Raw genomic sequence first — 15,704 nt, forward strand, 5'->3', positions numbered from 1 at the left:
CGCGTCGCGGCATGCGCCCACCGGACAGGCGGAGCAGCGGTGCACGTCACTCTGATGATCCTGGAATCGTCCGCGCCACCACATCGCGCACCATCTCCTCCGTCACCCCGAGCCCCCAGGTGGTGAGCTTCATGACCGGTGTGGCCTGTGCCATGGCGGCCAGCTCTGGAGCGGTATCCTGCAGCTCGGCGGGAAGACCGTCCCGCATCGCGCGCACCATCGGCGCCGTGACGGGGTGCTGCGCCCATTCGCCGAGTGTCGAGTCCAGCCGAAGGGGGTCCACCTGGCCGTCACCGGGGGAGCGGACGTCCATGCGGAGTCGGATGTCGCGGGAGGAAGCGCCGACCTCCAGCACATAGGTGCCCGGATCGATCTGCCAGCGGCTCGCCCGCGCGTTCCAGAACGCCAGATCGCGCGGCCCGATGTCGATCGTGACCGCACCGGTCTCGCCGGGCGCCAGCAGGATCTTGGCGAAACCCCGGAGCTCGTGCGCCGGACGCGTCACGGGGCCCGGCGCGGTGGCCGGCGGAGCGACATACAGCTGGACGACCTCCGACCCTGCGCGATCGCCCGTGTTCCGGACCGTCACCCGGACGCGCCATGCATTCTCGCCACTGGATGACACCGCTGCTTCCTCGTAGGCGAACGTGGTGTAGGACAGGCCGTGGCCGAAGGGGTACGCCACTTCACGCGCGAACGTGTCGTACGAGCGGTAGCCCACATAGATGTCCTCGCCGTAGATCACCTCGCCGTCGCGACCGGGGAACGTCGCGAAGCTCGGCGTGTCCTCGAGCCGCACCGGAATGGTCTCGGCGAGCCGGCCGGACGGGTTAGTGGCGCCGGTGAGGACCTCCGCCAGGGCGCGGCCTCCCGCCTGTCCGAGCAGCCAGCCTTCCACCAGCGCGTTGGCGGTGTCGCGCCACGGGACCTCGACCACGCCACCGTTGGACAGCACGACGACGAGCGGGCGACCCGTGCCGGACAGGCGGTGCAGGAGATCGATCTGTTCGCTGGGCAGCGCGAGCGTGGTGCGATCGAAGCCCTCCGATTCCGCGTTGTCGGCGAGGCCGAGGAAGAGTACGACGACATCGCTCTCGCCGGCTCGGGAGACCGCTGCGTCCGCGAGCGAATCGTCCGCGTCGCCGCGCAACGTGAATCCGGCTTCGAACTCCACGGCGCCGTCGTGCAGGTCGCGCAGGGCGTCCAGCGCCGACATCACACGAGTGGGGTTCACGCGCGACGACCCGCCGCCCTGGAAGCGCGGAGTCCGTGCGAACTCACCGACCACCAGAAGCCGGGATGTCGGTGCGAGAGGGAGGGTGCCGTCGTTGTGGAGCAGCGTGATGGCCTCGCGCGCGGCCAGCAGCGCCACGGCCTCCGCTTCGGCGACATCTCGCCGGCCGCGGGGTGCCGCGGTTCTGTCGGCGAGTGTGTGCAGCCGGCCCACCGCCGCATCGAGTGCGGCCTCCGGCAGCGTGCCCGCGCCCAGGGCGGCCAGCACGCGATCCGTGCGCCCCGAGGGCGGCATCTCGAGGTCCAGACCCGCCGCGAGTGCGGCGCCAGGATCGTCCACGGCTCCCCAGTCGCTCATCACCAGCCCGTCGAAGCCCCACTCGCCGCGGAGGAGATCGGTGAGGAGCCACGGGTGCTCGCTCGCGAAAACGCCGTTGATCCGGTTGTACGCCGACATCAGCGCCCACGGGTGCGCCTGACGCACAACGTACTCGAACGCCGGCAGGTAGATCTCCCGCAGCGCCCGCTCGGATACCGTCGCACTGACGCGCATGCGGTCCGTCTCCTGGTTGTTCACCGCGAAGTGCTTGGGCGTGGCGGCCACACCCCGCGACTGGATTCCGCGCACCAGCTCGGCGGCCAGCACTCCGGATACGTGCGGATCTTCGGAGAGGTACTCGAAGTTGCGCCCGCCCAGCGGCGAGCGCTTGATGTTCAGCCCGGGGCCCAGGATCACGTCCACTCCGAGACCGGCCGCCTCATCACCGAGGGCTTCGCCGACACGGCGCGCGAGGGCGGGATTCCAGGTGGCCCCCAGGCCGACGGCCGGCGGAAAGCAGACCGCAGGCCGGCTGTTGCCGATGCCGAGGGAATCGCCTTCGGCTCCCTGGCTTCGAATACCGTGCGGCCCATCGGCGAGGTGCAGCGCGCGCAGACCGGGAGCCTCACCGGTGGTCCAGGTGGTCGCGCCGCTGACAAGGGCGGCACGGCTTTCGAGCGGCACGGGGGACAGGGGTGAGGTCGTCACGGGGAGCTCCTTCGGTCCGGGGAAGAGGTGGGGTGCAGAACAGCATCGTCGAGGTCGGGCACGCTCACGCCGAGTGCGCAGAGGTGCCGGCGGACCATCCCGGTCATGTCCACGCTGCTGGGACGGATCAGCCACTGCAGTTGGAGGCCGTCCATGAGCGCGACGATGCCGATCGCCGCGTCGCGAGAGGCGATCGGATGCGGCGGGGGCACGGCGGCGAAGCGCGCCGCGAAGGCGACGTCCAGCGCGGTGAGGATGCGGTCGTACCGCCGCGAGAAGTACGCGTACGCGGGGTGGGCGGGATCCGTCGCCTCGGCGGACAGCCGCACGAAGGCCATCACGCGGGACGAATCGGCCTCGTTGGCCTGCACCACGTCGATGATCCAGGCGAAGAGGCGATCGATGCCGTAGTCCGAGAACCGGCGCGCGTTGATGACGTCCTGGTCCTCGCGGAAGGCGAGGATGCGCACCAGCAGGTCGTCCTTGCTGTCGAAGTGGTGCAGGAGGCCCGCGTGCGTCATCTCGGCACGTGCGGCGATGTCGCGCACGGAGGTCGCGATGAACCCGCGCTCGGAGAAGAGCTCGAGTGCGGCGAGGATGATCCGCTGCTGCGTGCGTTCCCCTTTGGACGGCATCTGCACCCCTTCGTCGCAAACTTACCAATCGGTAGATTAAAACCTACCAGTTGGTAGAAAATGTGCAATACTGACTCCACGCTCCGCTCGGAGCCATCCGAATCACCATTGACGAACAACGGAGTCTTCGATGAAGAAGAGAGTTCTTGCGGCCCTCGCAGCTGCGGTGGTCTCCGCCGTGATGCTGTCCGGTTGTGCCGGCGGCGCAGGCCCTGCCGGCACCCATGCCGACACCCTGGCGATCGGCACCATGACGGTGCCGGGGAGCCTGGATCCGAAGGATGCGAGCGGGAGTGCGATGCCCTTCTTCCAGGCCGTGTACGACACCCTGATCCACCGCGCACCCGATGGCACGCTCGAGCCGATGCTGGCCACCGAGTGGACCTACGACGACTCCGGCACCGTGCTGTCGCTGACCCTGCGCGACGACGTCACCTTCGATGACGGCACACCGTTCGATGCGACTGCGGCCAAGGCGAACCTGGACCGGTTCCGCGATGCCGGGGGACCGGATGCCGTGCAGATCGCCGGGGTCACCGTCGACGTCCAGGACGCGACTCATCTGAGCATCACGCTCCCGCAGCCGAACCCGGGCCTGCTGTTCTACCTCACGGACTCCATCGGGCTGATGGCCAACCCCGCCCGGTTCGCCACCGACGACGCGCTCGTCACCACGCCGGACGGCACCGGCCCGTTCACGCTGAACACCGAGAAGACCGCCATCGGCACGAGCTGGGTCTACGACCGCCGCGACGACTACTGGGGCGAGGAGTCGGACTTCCGCGAGCTCACCATCTCCGTCTTCGACAACGAGAACGCCATGGTGAACGGTCTGAAGACCGGTCAGCTGGACTCGGCGGTGCTCCAGGACGCCGACCAGCAGCTCGCGGTGGAGCAGGATGCGGCGCTCACCGGACAGACCGTCACCTTCGACTTCCAGGGAGTGCTGCTCTTTGACCGTGGCGGCGTCGTGACGCCCGCGCTCGCCGACCCGAAGGTGCGCCAGGCGCTCAACTACGCCCTCGATCGCAAGACCATGCTCGACGTGGTTCGCGATGGTCGCGGTGAGGTCACGAGCCAGGTCTGGGGCCGTGACAGCGCCGGTTTCGACGAGTCCCTCGACGGCTACTACGACTACGACCCCGCCAAGGCGAAGGCACTGCTCGCCGAGGCGGGCTATGCGGATGGGTTCGAGCTCGTGCTGCCGCGGCTGACGACCATCGTCACCGACAACATCGCGAGCGCTCTGCAGACGGACCTCGCCGCCGTCGGAGTCACGCTCACGTGGGCAGATGTGGAGCCGGCGACCGCGCTCAAGCAGATCTTCGTGGAGAAGAAGTTCTCCGGCATGGTGATGAACATGGGCCAGTCCTCCAACGACTGGCTGGTGTACGCGACCCTCATCGCTCCCGGCACGTTCAACTTCTTCGGGACCACCGACGACACCGTCCAGCGTCTGGCCGGTGACGCGCGCGCGGCCGGCGACGGCGATGCGGCCTCGATCTACCACGAGCTCAACGAGCACATCGTGGAACAGGCGTGGTTCCTTCCCTTCTACCGCCTCAACTACCAGCTGGTGAGCGTCAACGGCATCGACGTCGCGCCGCAGGCCGGTATGGCGGTCCCGTCGATCTACAACTACTCGCTGGCCGAGTGAGCCGCCGCGGTGGGGCAGCACCTGCCCCACCGCACGAAAGGGAGATCTCACGATGATCGGATTCCTTCTCCGACGCCTCGGGGCCAGCGTGGTGCTGCTGTTCGTCACCGCGCTGCTGACCTTCGTGCTGCTGTCGATTCCGAACCAGGATGTCGGTCGCCAGTTGCTGGGCATGCAGGCCACGCAGGCGGCGATCGACGCCAAGAACGCGCAGCTGGGGCTGGATCGTCCGATCCTCGTGCAGTTCGTCTCCTGGTTGCTTCCCGCGCTGCAGGGTGACCTCGGGCGGTCCTGGTTCTCCAGCGAGAACGTGGCGGTGGCGATCGGCAACCGGCTGCCTGTCACGCTCAGCCTCATGATCTCGGTCACGATCGTGACCGCCGTCGTCGGCTACTCGCTCGGTGTGTGGGCGGGCGTCCGGCGCGGAGCGGTGGACCGGTTCGTGCAGATCTTCAGCGTCGCGGGCTATGCCCTGCCGGGATTCCTGGTGACCATCGTGCTCGTCATCGTCTTCGCGGTGCAGCTGCGCTGGTTCCCCGCGATCGGGTACACACCCATCACGACGTCGTTCACCGGATGGCTCGCCACGATCACGCTCCCCACCATCGCCCTCTCCCTCTCCGCAGTCGCGGGGATCGCGCAGCAGGTGCGGTCTTCGGTGATCGAGGTGATGCGCGCCGACTATGTGCGGACGCTGATCACCCGTGGTCTTCCGCCGCGCCGGATCCTGTTCCGGCATGTCCTGCGAAACGCCTCCGCACCCGCGCTGGTGGTGCTGGGCATGCAGTTCGTGGGTCTCCTGGGCGGAGCGGTGATCGTCGAGCAGATCTTCGGGCTGCCCGGCATCGGAAGCATGACCATCAAGTACACGACGCAGGGTGACATCCCGGTGATCATGGGGCTCGTCATGCTCTCGGCCATCGGCGTCGTCCTCATCAACCTGCTGGTCGATCTCGGCATCGGCTGGCTCCTGCCGAAGGCGAGGGTCTCATGACCGAACAACCCGTTGCGGCACAGACCGCGGTGCTGCGTCCGGGCGGTGGTTCGAGCGTGTGGCGCGCGATCCTCTCGCGTCCCCTGGCCCTCACGAGCGCGCTGGTGCTTCTGCTCATCGTGCTGGCGGCCGTGCTCGCCGGTGTCCTTGCGCCATACGGTCCCAACGAAGCGATCTTGAAGCACGCGTTCGAGGGACCGCAGGCGGGACACCTCCTCGGTTTCGATTCGGCGGGGCGCGACGTACTGTCCCGCCTCCTCTACGGCGCGCAGAACACCATCGGGGGAGCGGCCATCGCCCTGCTGGTCGCCCTCGTAGTGGGAGTGCCGAGTGGGCTGGTGGCCGGATACTACGGACGCTGGTTCGATGCCGCGGCGAACTGGGTGACGAATCTGGTGATGTCCCTGCCGGCGATGATCATCCTGCTCGCTTCGCGCGCCGTCCTCGGCCCCACGGTGTGGGTGCTGATGGTGGTGCTCGGCTTCCTCGTGGCGCCGTCCTTCTTCCGTCTGGTGCGCGGTGCCGTGGCCGCGGTGCGCGGTGAGCTGTACGTCGACGCGGCTCGTGTCTCCGGACTCTCCGACGCACGCATCATCGCCCGCCACGTGCTGACCGTCGTGCGCGCACCCGTCATCATCCAGGTGGCGCTCGTGGCCGGCATCGCGATCGGTCTGCAGGCAGGGCTGGAGTTCATCGGCGTCGGCAGCGGCAACATCCCCACGTGGGGTGCGATGCTCAACGAGGCGTTCACCAGCTTCCATCGTGCGCCGCTGCTGCTGCTCTGGCCGGGGCTCGCCCTGGGCCTCACGAGCGCGGCCCTCGTCCTTCTCGCGGCCGGGATCCGCGACGCGCTCGATGACCGCGGCAGTGAGCCCCGGCGCCCGCGTCGGCAGGAGCGGACGAAGGCTGCCGCCGTGCGCGCGGCCGAGCGGAGCACTGTTCCCGCAGCCGGTCGCGGCGACCTGCTGTCGATCCGTGGCCTGCGTGTGGCGTATCGGCAGCCGCAGGGAGCTGACGTCGAGGTGGTGCACGGCGTCGACCTCGACGTCTCCCGCGGGCAGATCGTCGGCCTCGTCGGGGAGTCCGGCTCGGGCAAGAGCCAGACCGCCTTCGCGGCATTGGGGATCGTCCCCGCCGACGGCTACGTGAGCTCGGGATCGATCCTGATCGGCGGGGAGGAGGTGATCGACGCACCACCGGCGGTTGCTGGCCGCCTCCGCCGCACCCTCGGATACGTGCCGCAGGAGCCGATGAGCAACCTCGATCCGTCCTTCACCGTCGGATCCCAGCTCGCCGAACCGCTCCGTGTCGCCGGGCTCTCGCGAGCCATGGCGAAGCGTCGCGTGCTCGACCTGCTGGCCGCGGTGGAGATCGCCGATCCGCAGCGCGTCTTCGGGGCATACCCCCACGAGATCTCCGGTGGCATGGCGCAGCGCATCCTCATCGCCGGCGCCCTCTCCACCGATCCCGACGTGATCGTCGCCGACGAGCCCACCACGGCCCTGGACGTCACCGTTCAGGCCGAGGTCCTCGCCATCCTCCGTCGGCTGCGGGACGAGCGCGGGGTGGGAGTGCTCATCGTCACCCACAACCTCGGCGTGGTCGCGGATCTGTGTGACCGCGTCGCGGTGATGAACCAGGGGCGCATCGTCGAGGTGGGGGACGCCGTCGACGTGCTCACCGATCCACAGGACGAGTACACCCGGCGTCTGATCGCCGCGGTACCCGATGAGACCGTCACGCGCGGTGCCTGGCGCGAGCCCGTGAAGGCCGGCGCAGGAGTACAGGAGGAGAGAGCATGAACCTGCTCAGCATCCGGGACCTGCGGGTCTCCTTCCCCGGCACGGGGCTGCGCGCTCGCCGCACGGACGTGCTCACCGGTGTCTCCCTCGACATCCGTCGCGGCGAGACCCTCGGGCTGGTGGGCGAGTCCGGATCGGGTAAGACCACCATCGGCCGAGCCGTGCTGGGGCTGGTTCCGGTGGCGTCGGGAACCATCACGTTCGACGGGCAGCGCATCGACGGGGCGTCCCGTTCCCGGCGCCGGCAGCTGGCGCGCGAGCTCCAGGTGGTGTTCCAGGACCCCTACACATCGCTCAACCCCGCGATGCCGGTGGGAGCGACACTGGCTGAGCCGCTCATCGCCCAGGGGGTGGCCGGAGCCCAGGCGCAGCGCACGATCGCGGAGCTGCTGGACCGGGTCCGGCTGCCGCGCACGAGTGTCGACCGGCTGCCGCGCGAGTTCTCCGGCGGACAACGGCAGCGCATCGCCATCGCCCGCGCGCTGGCGCTCTCGCCGCGGCTCGTGGTGTGCGACGAACCGGTCTCGGCTCTCGATCTCACCACGCAGGAGGCGGTGCTCGAACTGCTGACGGAGATCCAGGACGACACCGGCGTGGCCTACCTCTTCATCTCGCATGACCTCACCGTCGTTCGCCACCTGAGCCACCGGGTCGCGGTCATCCACCGCGGCGAGATCGTGGAGCAGGGAGACACAGCCGAGGTGACTGAGCGGCCCCAGCACCCGTACACCCGCAAGCTCCTGCTCGCAGCCCCCGTCGTCGATCCGGTGCGGCAACGGGAGCGACGCCTCGCCTTCGCTCGCGAGTTCGGACGGGAGGAGGCGCGATGACCGCTCTGCCCGTTCCGCAGCGGCTCTCGTCTGACGCGGTGCTGCGCCCTCTCGATGACCGCATGCTGCGTGTCGGGGGAGCGTTCGCCGCCGACTGCGTGGCGGCGGCCTCCGATCTCAGCGCGAAGGCGTTCGGCCTCTCGATCGTGCTCGACGCGTCCGCGGCCGACGTCCTGGTGATCGCCGAGGACGATGGCGGATCGCCCGCTGACGGTGTCGATCCCCGGCCGGCTGACCGTGCCGGGGCCAGCGAGGCGTACCGGATCGCCCCGCACGAGGGCCGGCTCCGGGTCATCGTGTCGAGCGCCGAGGGTCTGTTCCGCGCGCTGCTGGTGATCGCTGCCTCTGCGACCGACGGCCTTCCCGCCCTGCGGGTGGAGGACCGGCCTGAGCGCAGCTGGCGCGGTCTCAGCCTCGACGTGGTGCGCCGCTGGTTCTCCGCCGGCGAGGTGCGTCGCATCATCGACCTGCTCGCACTGCACCGGATGAACGTGCTGCACCTTCATCTCACCGACACGCAGGCCTGGCGCTTCGCGGTACCCGGATATCCGTCTCTCGCTGCGACGGAGCATTACGACGCCGCGGAGCTTTCCGCACTGGAGGACTATGCCCGCGACCGGTTCGTGGTGATCGTCCCGGAAGTCGACGTGCCCGGTCACGTGCCCGAGAGCGTGACCGGCCTCGGCGACGTCACCGTCGAAACAGGTGCACACCCGATCCTCTCCTACCTCGACGCCGGCGCACCCGGTGTGGAACCGTTCCTGTCCGCCGCTTTCGGCGAGCTCGCGTTGCGCTTCGCCTCACCCTGGCTGCACCTCGGCGGTGACGAGGCGTTCGGCGCGCCCGAAGACGTCTACGTGCGGACGGTGGCCGCCGCGGCGCACATCATCCGCGACCTCGGCCGCGCACCGATCGGATGGCAGGAGGCGATCCGCAGTGGCGCATTCGGAGCCGATACCGGTCTGGCTCAGCTGTGGATCGCGGATCGTGATCGGTTCGACGCGGAGAAGATGAAGGCTCTGGCGCCCGTCGAATACCACCCGATGATCGAGCGAGCGGGCTCGCTCTTCGCGCTCTCCATCCAGGACCCGGCTCTCATCGGCGCCGCCGGTGTGGGAACCATCGTGTCCTCGAGCGATCCGCTCTACTTGGATCGGCGGCCGCTCGAGGCGAGCGTGGACCCGGGCCAGGAGGATGCCCGCCGGCGCCTGGGAAACCCCGGCTATCCACCCACGCCGACCACCTCGGTACTGGACTGGCAGCCGGAGACCCAGCCCGACATCGCGGAAGCGGGCATCCGCGTCGCCGGCATCGAAGCGGCGCTGTGGTGTGAGAGCGTCGAGAGCTTCGACGACGCCGCCTTCTTGCTGCTGCCGCGCCTCGCGCTGATCGCCCAGCAGGCCTGGGGGCCAGCGCACCGGGATGCGGTCCTCACCGCAGTCCGTGACCACGGCGATGTATGGACCCGCCTCGGGTTCCGCGCGCACTTCCGATCTTCCGAGATCTACGACTCATGACCGAAAGCGAACACATGCGACTTCCCGACGGATTCCTCATCGGCGCGGCCACGGCGGCGCACCAGATCGAGGGGGAGAACACCGCCAGCGACTGGTGGATGTTCGAGCAGAGCAAACCGGAGCGCCTGCAACCCTCCGGTCGTGCCTGCGACAGCTTCCACCGGTGGGGGCAGGACATGGACCTTCTCGCCGGGGCGGGACTGCAGGCGTATCGCTTCAGCATCGAGTGGGCGCGGATCGAACCGGTGGAGGGGGAGTTCTCCGCCGACGCGGTCGACCACTACCGCCGGATGGTCGCCGGGGCCCGCGAACGCGGCATCGAGCCGATCGTCACCGTGCATCACTTCACCAATCCGGCGTGGTTCACGCTCGGCGGCGGCTGGTTGCGCGGGGATGCCGTTGACCGCTTCACCCGGTACCTGGAGCGCATTGCGCCGATTCTCGACGAGGGCGTGGACACGGCCATCACGCTGAACGAACCCAACATGGTCGCGATCATGCACCGGGTCATCAGCGGCGAGGCGAATCTGGAGACGGGTCTCGGCGGTGCCGTGCCGCTGCCCCATGAGGGGGTGCGCGATGCGCTCATCGCCGTGCACCACGCCGCCCGCGATCAGCTGCGAGCGCAGCATCGGGGACTGGCCGTGGGCTGGACGGTCGCGAACCAGACCGTTCAGGCGGTCGACGGGGGAGAGGAGCGGGCAGCCGAGCTGTCCGAAGCCCTCGACGATGTGTGGCTGCGCGCCGCGGCGGACGACGACTTCGTGGGAGTTCAGGCGTACAGCCGCATGCTGGTGGGCCCGGAAGGGCGCGTCGAAGCCGCACCGGAGGCGCCGCGCACCTCGATCGGGTGGGAGTACTACCCCGAGGCCGTCGGACACGCGATCCGGAACACGGTGGCGCAGGCGCCCGGAGTCCCGGTCTACGTCACCGAGAACGGCATCTCCACGAGGGATGACGCGCAGCGCATCGCGTACACCACCGGCGCGCTGCGTGCGGTCGGCTCCTGCCTGGCGGACGGCCTCGACGTGCGCGGGTACCTGCACTGGAGCCTCCTCGACAACTTCGAGTGGGGACGGTGGGAGCCCACCTTCGGTCTGATCGCGGTCGACCGCGACCACGAGGACTTCACGCGGACCCCCAAACCGTCTCTGGCGTGGCTCGGCGACATCGCGCGGTCCCGGCAACTGCCGTGACTACGATCGGAGGATGGTGCAGAGCGGTGAGGTCGACGTGACGGTTCCGGTGACGTCGCCGAAGCAGACGAAGGGGCAGCGCACCCGGCAGCGGATCTTCGATGCCGCGCTCGCTCAGTTCGGCGCTCGCGGTTTCGCCGCGGTCTCCCTCCGCGACATCGCCGCCGAGGTCGGCATCACCCACGTCACGGTGCTGCACTACTTCGCGTCCAAGGACGACCTGCTGGTGGAGCTGATGGTGCAGCGCGATCAGATCGAGCGGGAGGCGACGCAGGCATTCCTCGCCGGCGATCACGAGACCGATGTCAGGCCCGGAGAGCCGCGCTCTCCCGGCCTGCGCTGGTTCCTGCGCCGGTTGCAGCGCAACGCCGACGAGTACGGGGCGGCTCCGCTGTTCCTCAAGATCTCGGCCGAGGCGACCGGCGTCGATCATCCGGCGCATCAGCACTTCGTGCGACGCTACGCGTACGTCGTCGATCTGCTCACGGAATCGTTCACGGAGGAGTTCGCGCTCCATCCCGATCGGCGCTTTCCGCTGAGCGCGCGCATGGCAGCGCAGCACCTCGTCGCGATCGCGGACGGCGCCCAGATCCAGGCGATCTACGCGGCAACACCGGAGGCCGTCCTCGAGCAGGCGTGGGCCTACCTGGAGGTGCTGGGCCTCGCGATTCGTCCGTCCTCATCCGAGGTGTGAGGGACTACTGTTCACGCGTGACGGAAGTCGCACTGATCACCGGAACCTCATCCGGTATGGGCCTGCACGCGGCGGTGGAGCTCGCCCGTCGCGGGCTGCACGTCGTCGCCACGATGCGCGACGTGGAGCGTGCAGCACCGCTGCGGGACGCTGCGGCAGCGGCGGGGGTGGAGATCGACGTCCGTGCTCTCGACGTGGTTGATCACGCTGCTGCGGCCCGGCTCGTGGACGAGGTCGAAGCAGAGCTCGGCGGCATCCAGGTGCTCGTGAACAACGCGGGGCAGGGCGCCGTCGGAACGGCTGAGCAGCTGAGCATCCGGCAGATCCAGGAGCAGCTCGACATCAACTACCTCGCTCCGGTGAATCTGACCAAGCTCGTCCTGCCGGGAATGCGTGAGCGTGGCAGCGGACGGATCGTGACGGTGACGAGCGTCGGGGGTGCGGTGGGGCAGCCGTTCGCCGATGCATACTGCGGCGCGAAGTTCGCCGTCGAAGGGTTCATGCAATCGCTGGCGGTCGTCGCCGAACGTTTCGGCGTGCGTGTCAGCGTGATCGAGCCCGCAGCGGTGGCCAGCGCGTTCGTCGCCAATGCCGTTCGTCCGGAGCGGGAAGGGCCGTATGCGGCGCTGCTCGAGGCGTACATTGCGCGGACGTCGGGGGCTTTTGCGAACGCTCAGACACCCGAATCCGCCGGTGCGGCGATCGCCGATGCGGCGCTGGCGGACGAGTACCGATTTCGGTGGCAGAGCTCGGCGGGGGCGACCTCGTTCGTGGGCGTCTCGCTCGCCGATACCGACGGAAGCCGCGTGCTCGGCTTCACCCGGCCCTGGATCTCAGCCGGGTGAGAGGACGCCCGCCGCATGGGTACCGGGCGCCGACGGGCGGTGCGGCCTAGAGAGTGACGACGAAGTTGCCGACCTTCCGCCCCGCGTCGATGCGTCGGTGCGCCTCGGGCAACGCGTCCAGTCCGCCGATGACCTCGGTGAGCGGATCGAAGTCGCCGCTCGCGACCAGCGCGAGAATCGTCGCGAAGTCCTCACGGCGCTCCGGGACGGGGCCCGCGATGACGCGGCCCCGTGCCGTGGCGGTGTCCCACAGCCCTGCCACCGCCAGGATCACGCTGCCGCTCGGCGCGGTGAGGCGGAGGCCGTCCGCGCGGCGCAGGTTTCCCACCGCGTCGAGGACGGCATCGAAGCGCTGCGGAACGCTCGCCGCGGGTGTCGTCCGGTAGTCGATGGTCTCGGCTGCTCCCAGGCGTCGCAGAAGCTCGTGGTTGGGGGCCGAACTCAGCGCGGTGACGATGGCTCCGGCCCGGGCGGCCAGCTGGATGGCGGCGGTGCCCACCGATCCCGAGCCGCCGTTCACCAGCACCGACTGGCCTTCCCCGATCTGAGCGCGGTGGAGGAGGAAGCTCAGCGCGGTGCTTCCGCCGAAGAGCGCGGCCGCCGCATCGGGTGAGCTCACGCTCTCGGGAATGAGGGTCGCGGCGCTCGCTCGCACCGCGACGTACTCGGCGTGGGCCCCGAGGCGCGCGCCGGTCAGCCCCGCCACCCGGTCGCCGATCGCGAAGTCGTCGACACCGGCGCCGCGTGAGACTACACGCCCGGCGAACACAACGCCGGGAATTGTGTGCCGTGGGCCGCGGACGCCGATCGCCAGTCGCGCGGGGAGCGCGAACCCGCGGGGGAACCGGCCGGCTCGCAACCGGGCGTCACCGGAGGTCACCGCTGCAGACTCGACCCGCACCAGCACCTCGCCGTGCCGAGGATCCGGCCGCGGGAGCGTCTCGATGCGGATGGACTCCGGCGGCCCGTAGCGGTCCACGATCGCCGCCCTCATCTGCCCGTTCATGTTTCCGCCTTCCTCGCGGGCGTCACGAGACGCGCGCTCCGTCCGCCCGGACGGTCGCGATCCCATCATGGACCAGGTCGAGCAGCGCCGGGTGGCGAGCGCCGAACAGTGCCGCCGGCCGGGGTCGGCGGATATCTCCTCGATGTCGGATGCCTTCGCCTTCGCCTTCGCCTTCGCCTTCGCCGGCGCACCGCGCCGGCTCCGCGACAGCAGACCTCTCGGAAGGAGGAAGAACGTGGGCACGATCAATACCTCCTTCGGAGCAACGGATGATGCGACGGCAGCCACGGCCGTCGACGACGGACCAGTCTCGTTCGCCCCCGTCCTGGATGCCGTCGAGGCCACGGTTCAGGCCGGCACTCTCATGGCGCTGCTGACCGGGCAGACCTACGAGGAGGTGACGGCCGGTCCGTCGTGGGCGCGGCTCATCACGGCGCCTGATCACGAGTCCGCGTGGGTGGTGTCGCTGCCGGCCGAGTTCACCAAGGCCGTGGCGTGCGCTTCCGATGAGAAGCTGGCCGAGGTCGTGGGGCCGTGGTCGCAGACGGAGGAGTTCTGGGGCGGTGAAGATCCCGCCGAGCTTCTCGACATGCTCCGTGAGTGGCGCGGACTGGCCCAAACAACGCGGGAGCGCGGCGAGAGCATGTATTGCTGGATGAGTCTCTAGGCGCTCGTCGAGCGCACCGCTCACCCCGCGCGGATCACTCCGGTCACGCCAGAGCTGAGCTGGGCGAACGCGTGCACGGCCAGTTGTGCCGGCGGCGTGGCCGGCGCATCGTCGGCCGACCATCCTTCGAGGCTGATGCGGATCGCAGCCGTCGCGGCCGCCGCGAGGAGGCGCGCCGGCATCGTCTCGGGCGGAGAGGTGTGACCGGCAGCGCCCAGCCGGGCTGCGATGACGGCGGCGAGCAGCCTTTCGGAATCGGCGTTGACACGCTGCCACACCGCCCAGAGCGCAGGATCCTGCAGCGTGGAGCGCAGGAGGCCCCGGGTGAGCGCAAGCGCAGCCTCATCCGGTTCATCCAGCGGGGTGAGCACGCGTTCAATGGCTCGTGCGATCGAGTCGCGGACGTCGAGGTCGTCGGCCTCTTCGATGGCGGCCCGCCACGTGGCGGCGCCCACGCTGAGCAGCGGGGCAACCGCATCCTCCTTCGTGGGGAAGTAGCGGTAGAAGGTGCGGGGAGACACCCCTGCGGCGGCGGCGATCTCCTCGACGGTGACCGTCCTGGCATCGCGCTGCCCGAACAGACGCGCGGCCGCCTCCGCGATCTCCAACTGGGTGGCGAGTCGACGCCTCTCGGTCAACGTGGGCGCGGCATCCATGACGTTCAGCCTACGAGGAATAGGGGGAGTAGTGTCAGGGTTGGACTATGTGGCACGATCTGCCAACCTGACATGTCGTGCAGTCTTCTCATCATCGAAGGGTTGAATCATGAACCGCTATGAAGGTCGTCGCGCGCTGGTCACCGGCGGAGGGTCCGGCATCGGACAGGCCACCGTGCTGCGCATGCTGTCTGAGGGAGGTCGCGTCGTCGCGGCCGATGTCTCGGAGGCCGGGCTCGCCGACACCGTGGCCAAGGCCGGCGACGCCGCCGTGCGCCTGCATACGGTGGTGGTGAACATCGCCGACGAGGCTTCGGTGCGCGCCGGAGTGGCGGATGCGGTCGCGTGGCTGGGCGGCCTGGACGCGCTCGTGAATGCCGCCGGCATCCTCCGCTCGTCGCACACGCACGAGACCACCCTCGAATCGTTCGAGCAGGTGCTGCGCATCAACCTGGTCGGCACGTTCCTGATGATTCGCGAGTGCATCCCCGCGCTGCTCGAGGGTGACGGCGCCGCCGTGGTGAACTTCAGCTCCACCTCGGCGATGTTCGCCCACCCGTACATGTCCGCGTACGCCGCGAGCAAGGGCGGCGTGCAGTCGATGACCCACGCCCTCGCCGCCGAGTACGCCAAGCAGGGCATCCGCTTCACCGCGGTCCAGCCGGGCTCGATCTCGTCCGGCATGACGGACGGCTCGGGTGCCAGCAAGCAGAGCCAGGGCCCGGGCCTGCCGGAAGATGCGGACATGATGCTCTTCATGAAGCTGCAGCCCGCACTGGGTGCCGGATTCGCGGGCCCGGAGACGGTGGCCGGCGTGGTCGCCATGCTCGCGAGCGACGACGGCAAGTTCATCACCGGCACCGAGGTGCGCATCGACGGGGGTACGCACTTCTGAGCTACGACGCCGGTTCGGGCGTCATCGTGGCCGGGGAAACGCCGACACAG

Annotated in this window: 14 protein-coding genes; 10 read left to right on the top strand and 4 right to left on the bottom strand. The window is 69.3% G+C overall.

Annotated features, from left to right (window positions below; translation table 11 throughout):
- Positions 1-46: 46 nt before the first annotated feature.
- Complete coding sequence (locus LQ566_RS12000; protein WP_231091943.1) at positions 47-2,260, bottom strand: glycoside hydrolase family 3 C-terminal domain-containing protein; 2,214 nt, start codon at positions 2,258-2,260, stop codon at positions 47-49.
- The gene (locus tag LQ566_RS12005) at positions 2,257-2,895 is read right to left on the bottom strand and encodes a TetR/AcrR family transcriptional regulator (protein ID WP_231091944.1); all 639 of its coding nucleotides are present in this window, start codon (positions 2,893-2,895) and stop codon (positions 2,257-2,259) included. Before LQ566_RS12005 ends, LQ566_RS12000 begins: the two co-directional genes overlap by 4 nt.
- Positions 2,896-3,025: 130 nt before the next feature.
- On the opposite strand from LQ566_RS12005, the gene LQ566_RS12010 reads away from it, so the two are divergent.
- From LQ566_RS12010 to LQ566_RS12045, 8 genes are read left to right on the top strand one after another with little or no spacing between them, the layout of a single operon-like run.
- Complete coding sequence (locus LQ566_RS12010; RefSeq protein ID WP_231091945.1) at positions 3,026-4,552, top strand: ABC transporter substrate-binding protein; 1,527 nt, start codon at positions 3,026-3,028, stop codon at positions 4,550-4,552.
- 52 nt (positions 4,553-4,604) lie between these two features.
- Positions 4,605-5,546, top strand: a complete 942-nt coding sequence (locus tag LQ566_RS12015) for an ABC transporter permease (RefSeq protein ID WP_231091946.1) — start codon at positions 4,605-4,607, stop codon at positions 5,544-5,546.
- Positions 5,543-7,348: a dipeptide/oligopeptide/nickel ABC transporter permease/ATP-binding protein gene (locus LQ566_RS12020; protein ID WP_231091947.1), complete on the top strand. Its 1,806-nt coding sequence runs from the start codon at positions 5,543-5,545 to the stop codon at positions 7,346-7,348. The genes LQ566_RS12015 and LQ566_RS12020 overlap by 4 nt, the downstream gene beginning before the upstream one ends.
- The gene (locus tag LQ566_RS12025) at positions 7,345-8,178 is read left to right on the top strand and encodes an ATP-binding cassette domain-containing protein (RefSeq protein WP_231091948.1); all 834 of its coding nucleotides are present in this window, start codon (positions 7,345-7,347) and stop codon (positions 8,176-8,178) included. The genes LQ566_RS12020 and LQ566_RS12025 overlap by 4 nt, the downstream gene beginning before the upstream one ends.
- Entirely contained in the window at positions 8,175-9,695 is a 1,521-nt protein-coding gene (locus tag LQ566_RS12030) for a family 20 glycosylhydrolase (RefSeq protein WP_231091949.1), read from the top strand. Before LQ566_RS12025 ends, LQ566_RS12030 begins: the two co-directional genes overlap by 4 nt.
- Positions 9,696-9,709: 14 nt before the next feature.
- Positions 9,710-10,891 (top strand): glycoside hydrolase family 1 protein, encoded by a 1,182-nt coding sequence (locus LQ566_RS12035; protein WP_231091950.1) that lies wholly within the window; start codon positions 9,710-9,712, stop codon positions 10,889-10,891.
- A gap of 13 nt (positions 10,892-10,904) precedes the next feature.
- Positions 10,905-11,585, top strand: coding sequence for a TetR/AcrR family transcriptional regulator (locus tag LQ566_RS12040; RefSeq protein ID WP_231091951.1), 681 nt, complete (start codon positions 10,905-10,907; stop codon positions 11,583-11,585).
- 17 nt (positions 11,586-11,602) lie between these two features.
- Positions 11,603-12,430 carry an SDR family NAD(P)-dependent oxidoreductase gene (locus LQ566_RS12045; protein ID WP_231091952.1) on the top strand — a complete coding sequence of 276 codons (828 nt, stop codon included), beginning with the start codon at positions 11,603-11,605 and terminating at the stop codon, positions 12,428-12,430.
- Positions 12,431-12,476: 46 nt separating this feature from the next.
- Here LQ566_RS12045 and LQ566_RS12050 read toward each other — a convergent pair whose 3' ends face one another.
- Complete coding sequence (locus tag LQ566_RS12050; protein WP_231091953.1) at positions 12,477-13,436, bottom strand: NAD(P)-dependent alcohol dehydrogenase; 960 nt, start codon at positions 13,434-13,436, stop codon at positions 12,477-12,479.
- 67 nt (positions 13,437-13,503) lie between these two features.
- Between LQ566_RS12050 and LQ566_RS12055 the strand changes: the two genes are divergently transcribed.
- Positions 13,504-14,103, top strand: a complete 600-nt coding sequence (locus LQ566_RS12055) for a hypothetical protein (protein WP_231091954.1) — start codon at positions 13,504-13,506, stop codon at positions 14,101-14,103.
- A gap of 20 nt (positions 14,104-14,123) precedes the next feature.
- Here the strand turns inward: LQ566_RS12055 and LQ566_RS12060 are convergent, their stop codons facing one another.
- Positions 14,124-14,759 (bottom strand): TetR/AcrR family transcriptional regulator, encoded by a 636-nt coding sequence (locus LQ566_RS12060; protein WP_231091955.1) that lies wholly within the window; start codon positions 14,757-14,759, stop codon positions 14,124-14,126.
- Positions 14,760-14,868: 109 nt separating this feature from the next.
- Here LQ566_RS12060 and LQ566_RS12065 point away from each other — a divergent pair, with 109 nt between their 5' ends.
- Positions 14,869-15,654, top strand: coding sequence for an SDR family NAD(P)-dependent oxidoreductase (locus tag LQ566_RS12065; RefSeq protein ID WP_231091956.1), 786 nt, complete (start codon positions 14,869-14,871; stop codon positions 15,652-15,654).
- Positions 15,655-15,704: the final 50 nt, after the last annotated feature.

It is taken from the genome of Microbacterium nymphoidis (genome assembly GCF_021044885.1).
Lineage (GTDB): Bacteria > Actinomycetota > Actinomycetes > Actinomycetales > Microbacteriaceae > Microbacterium > Microbacterium nymphoidis.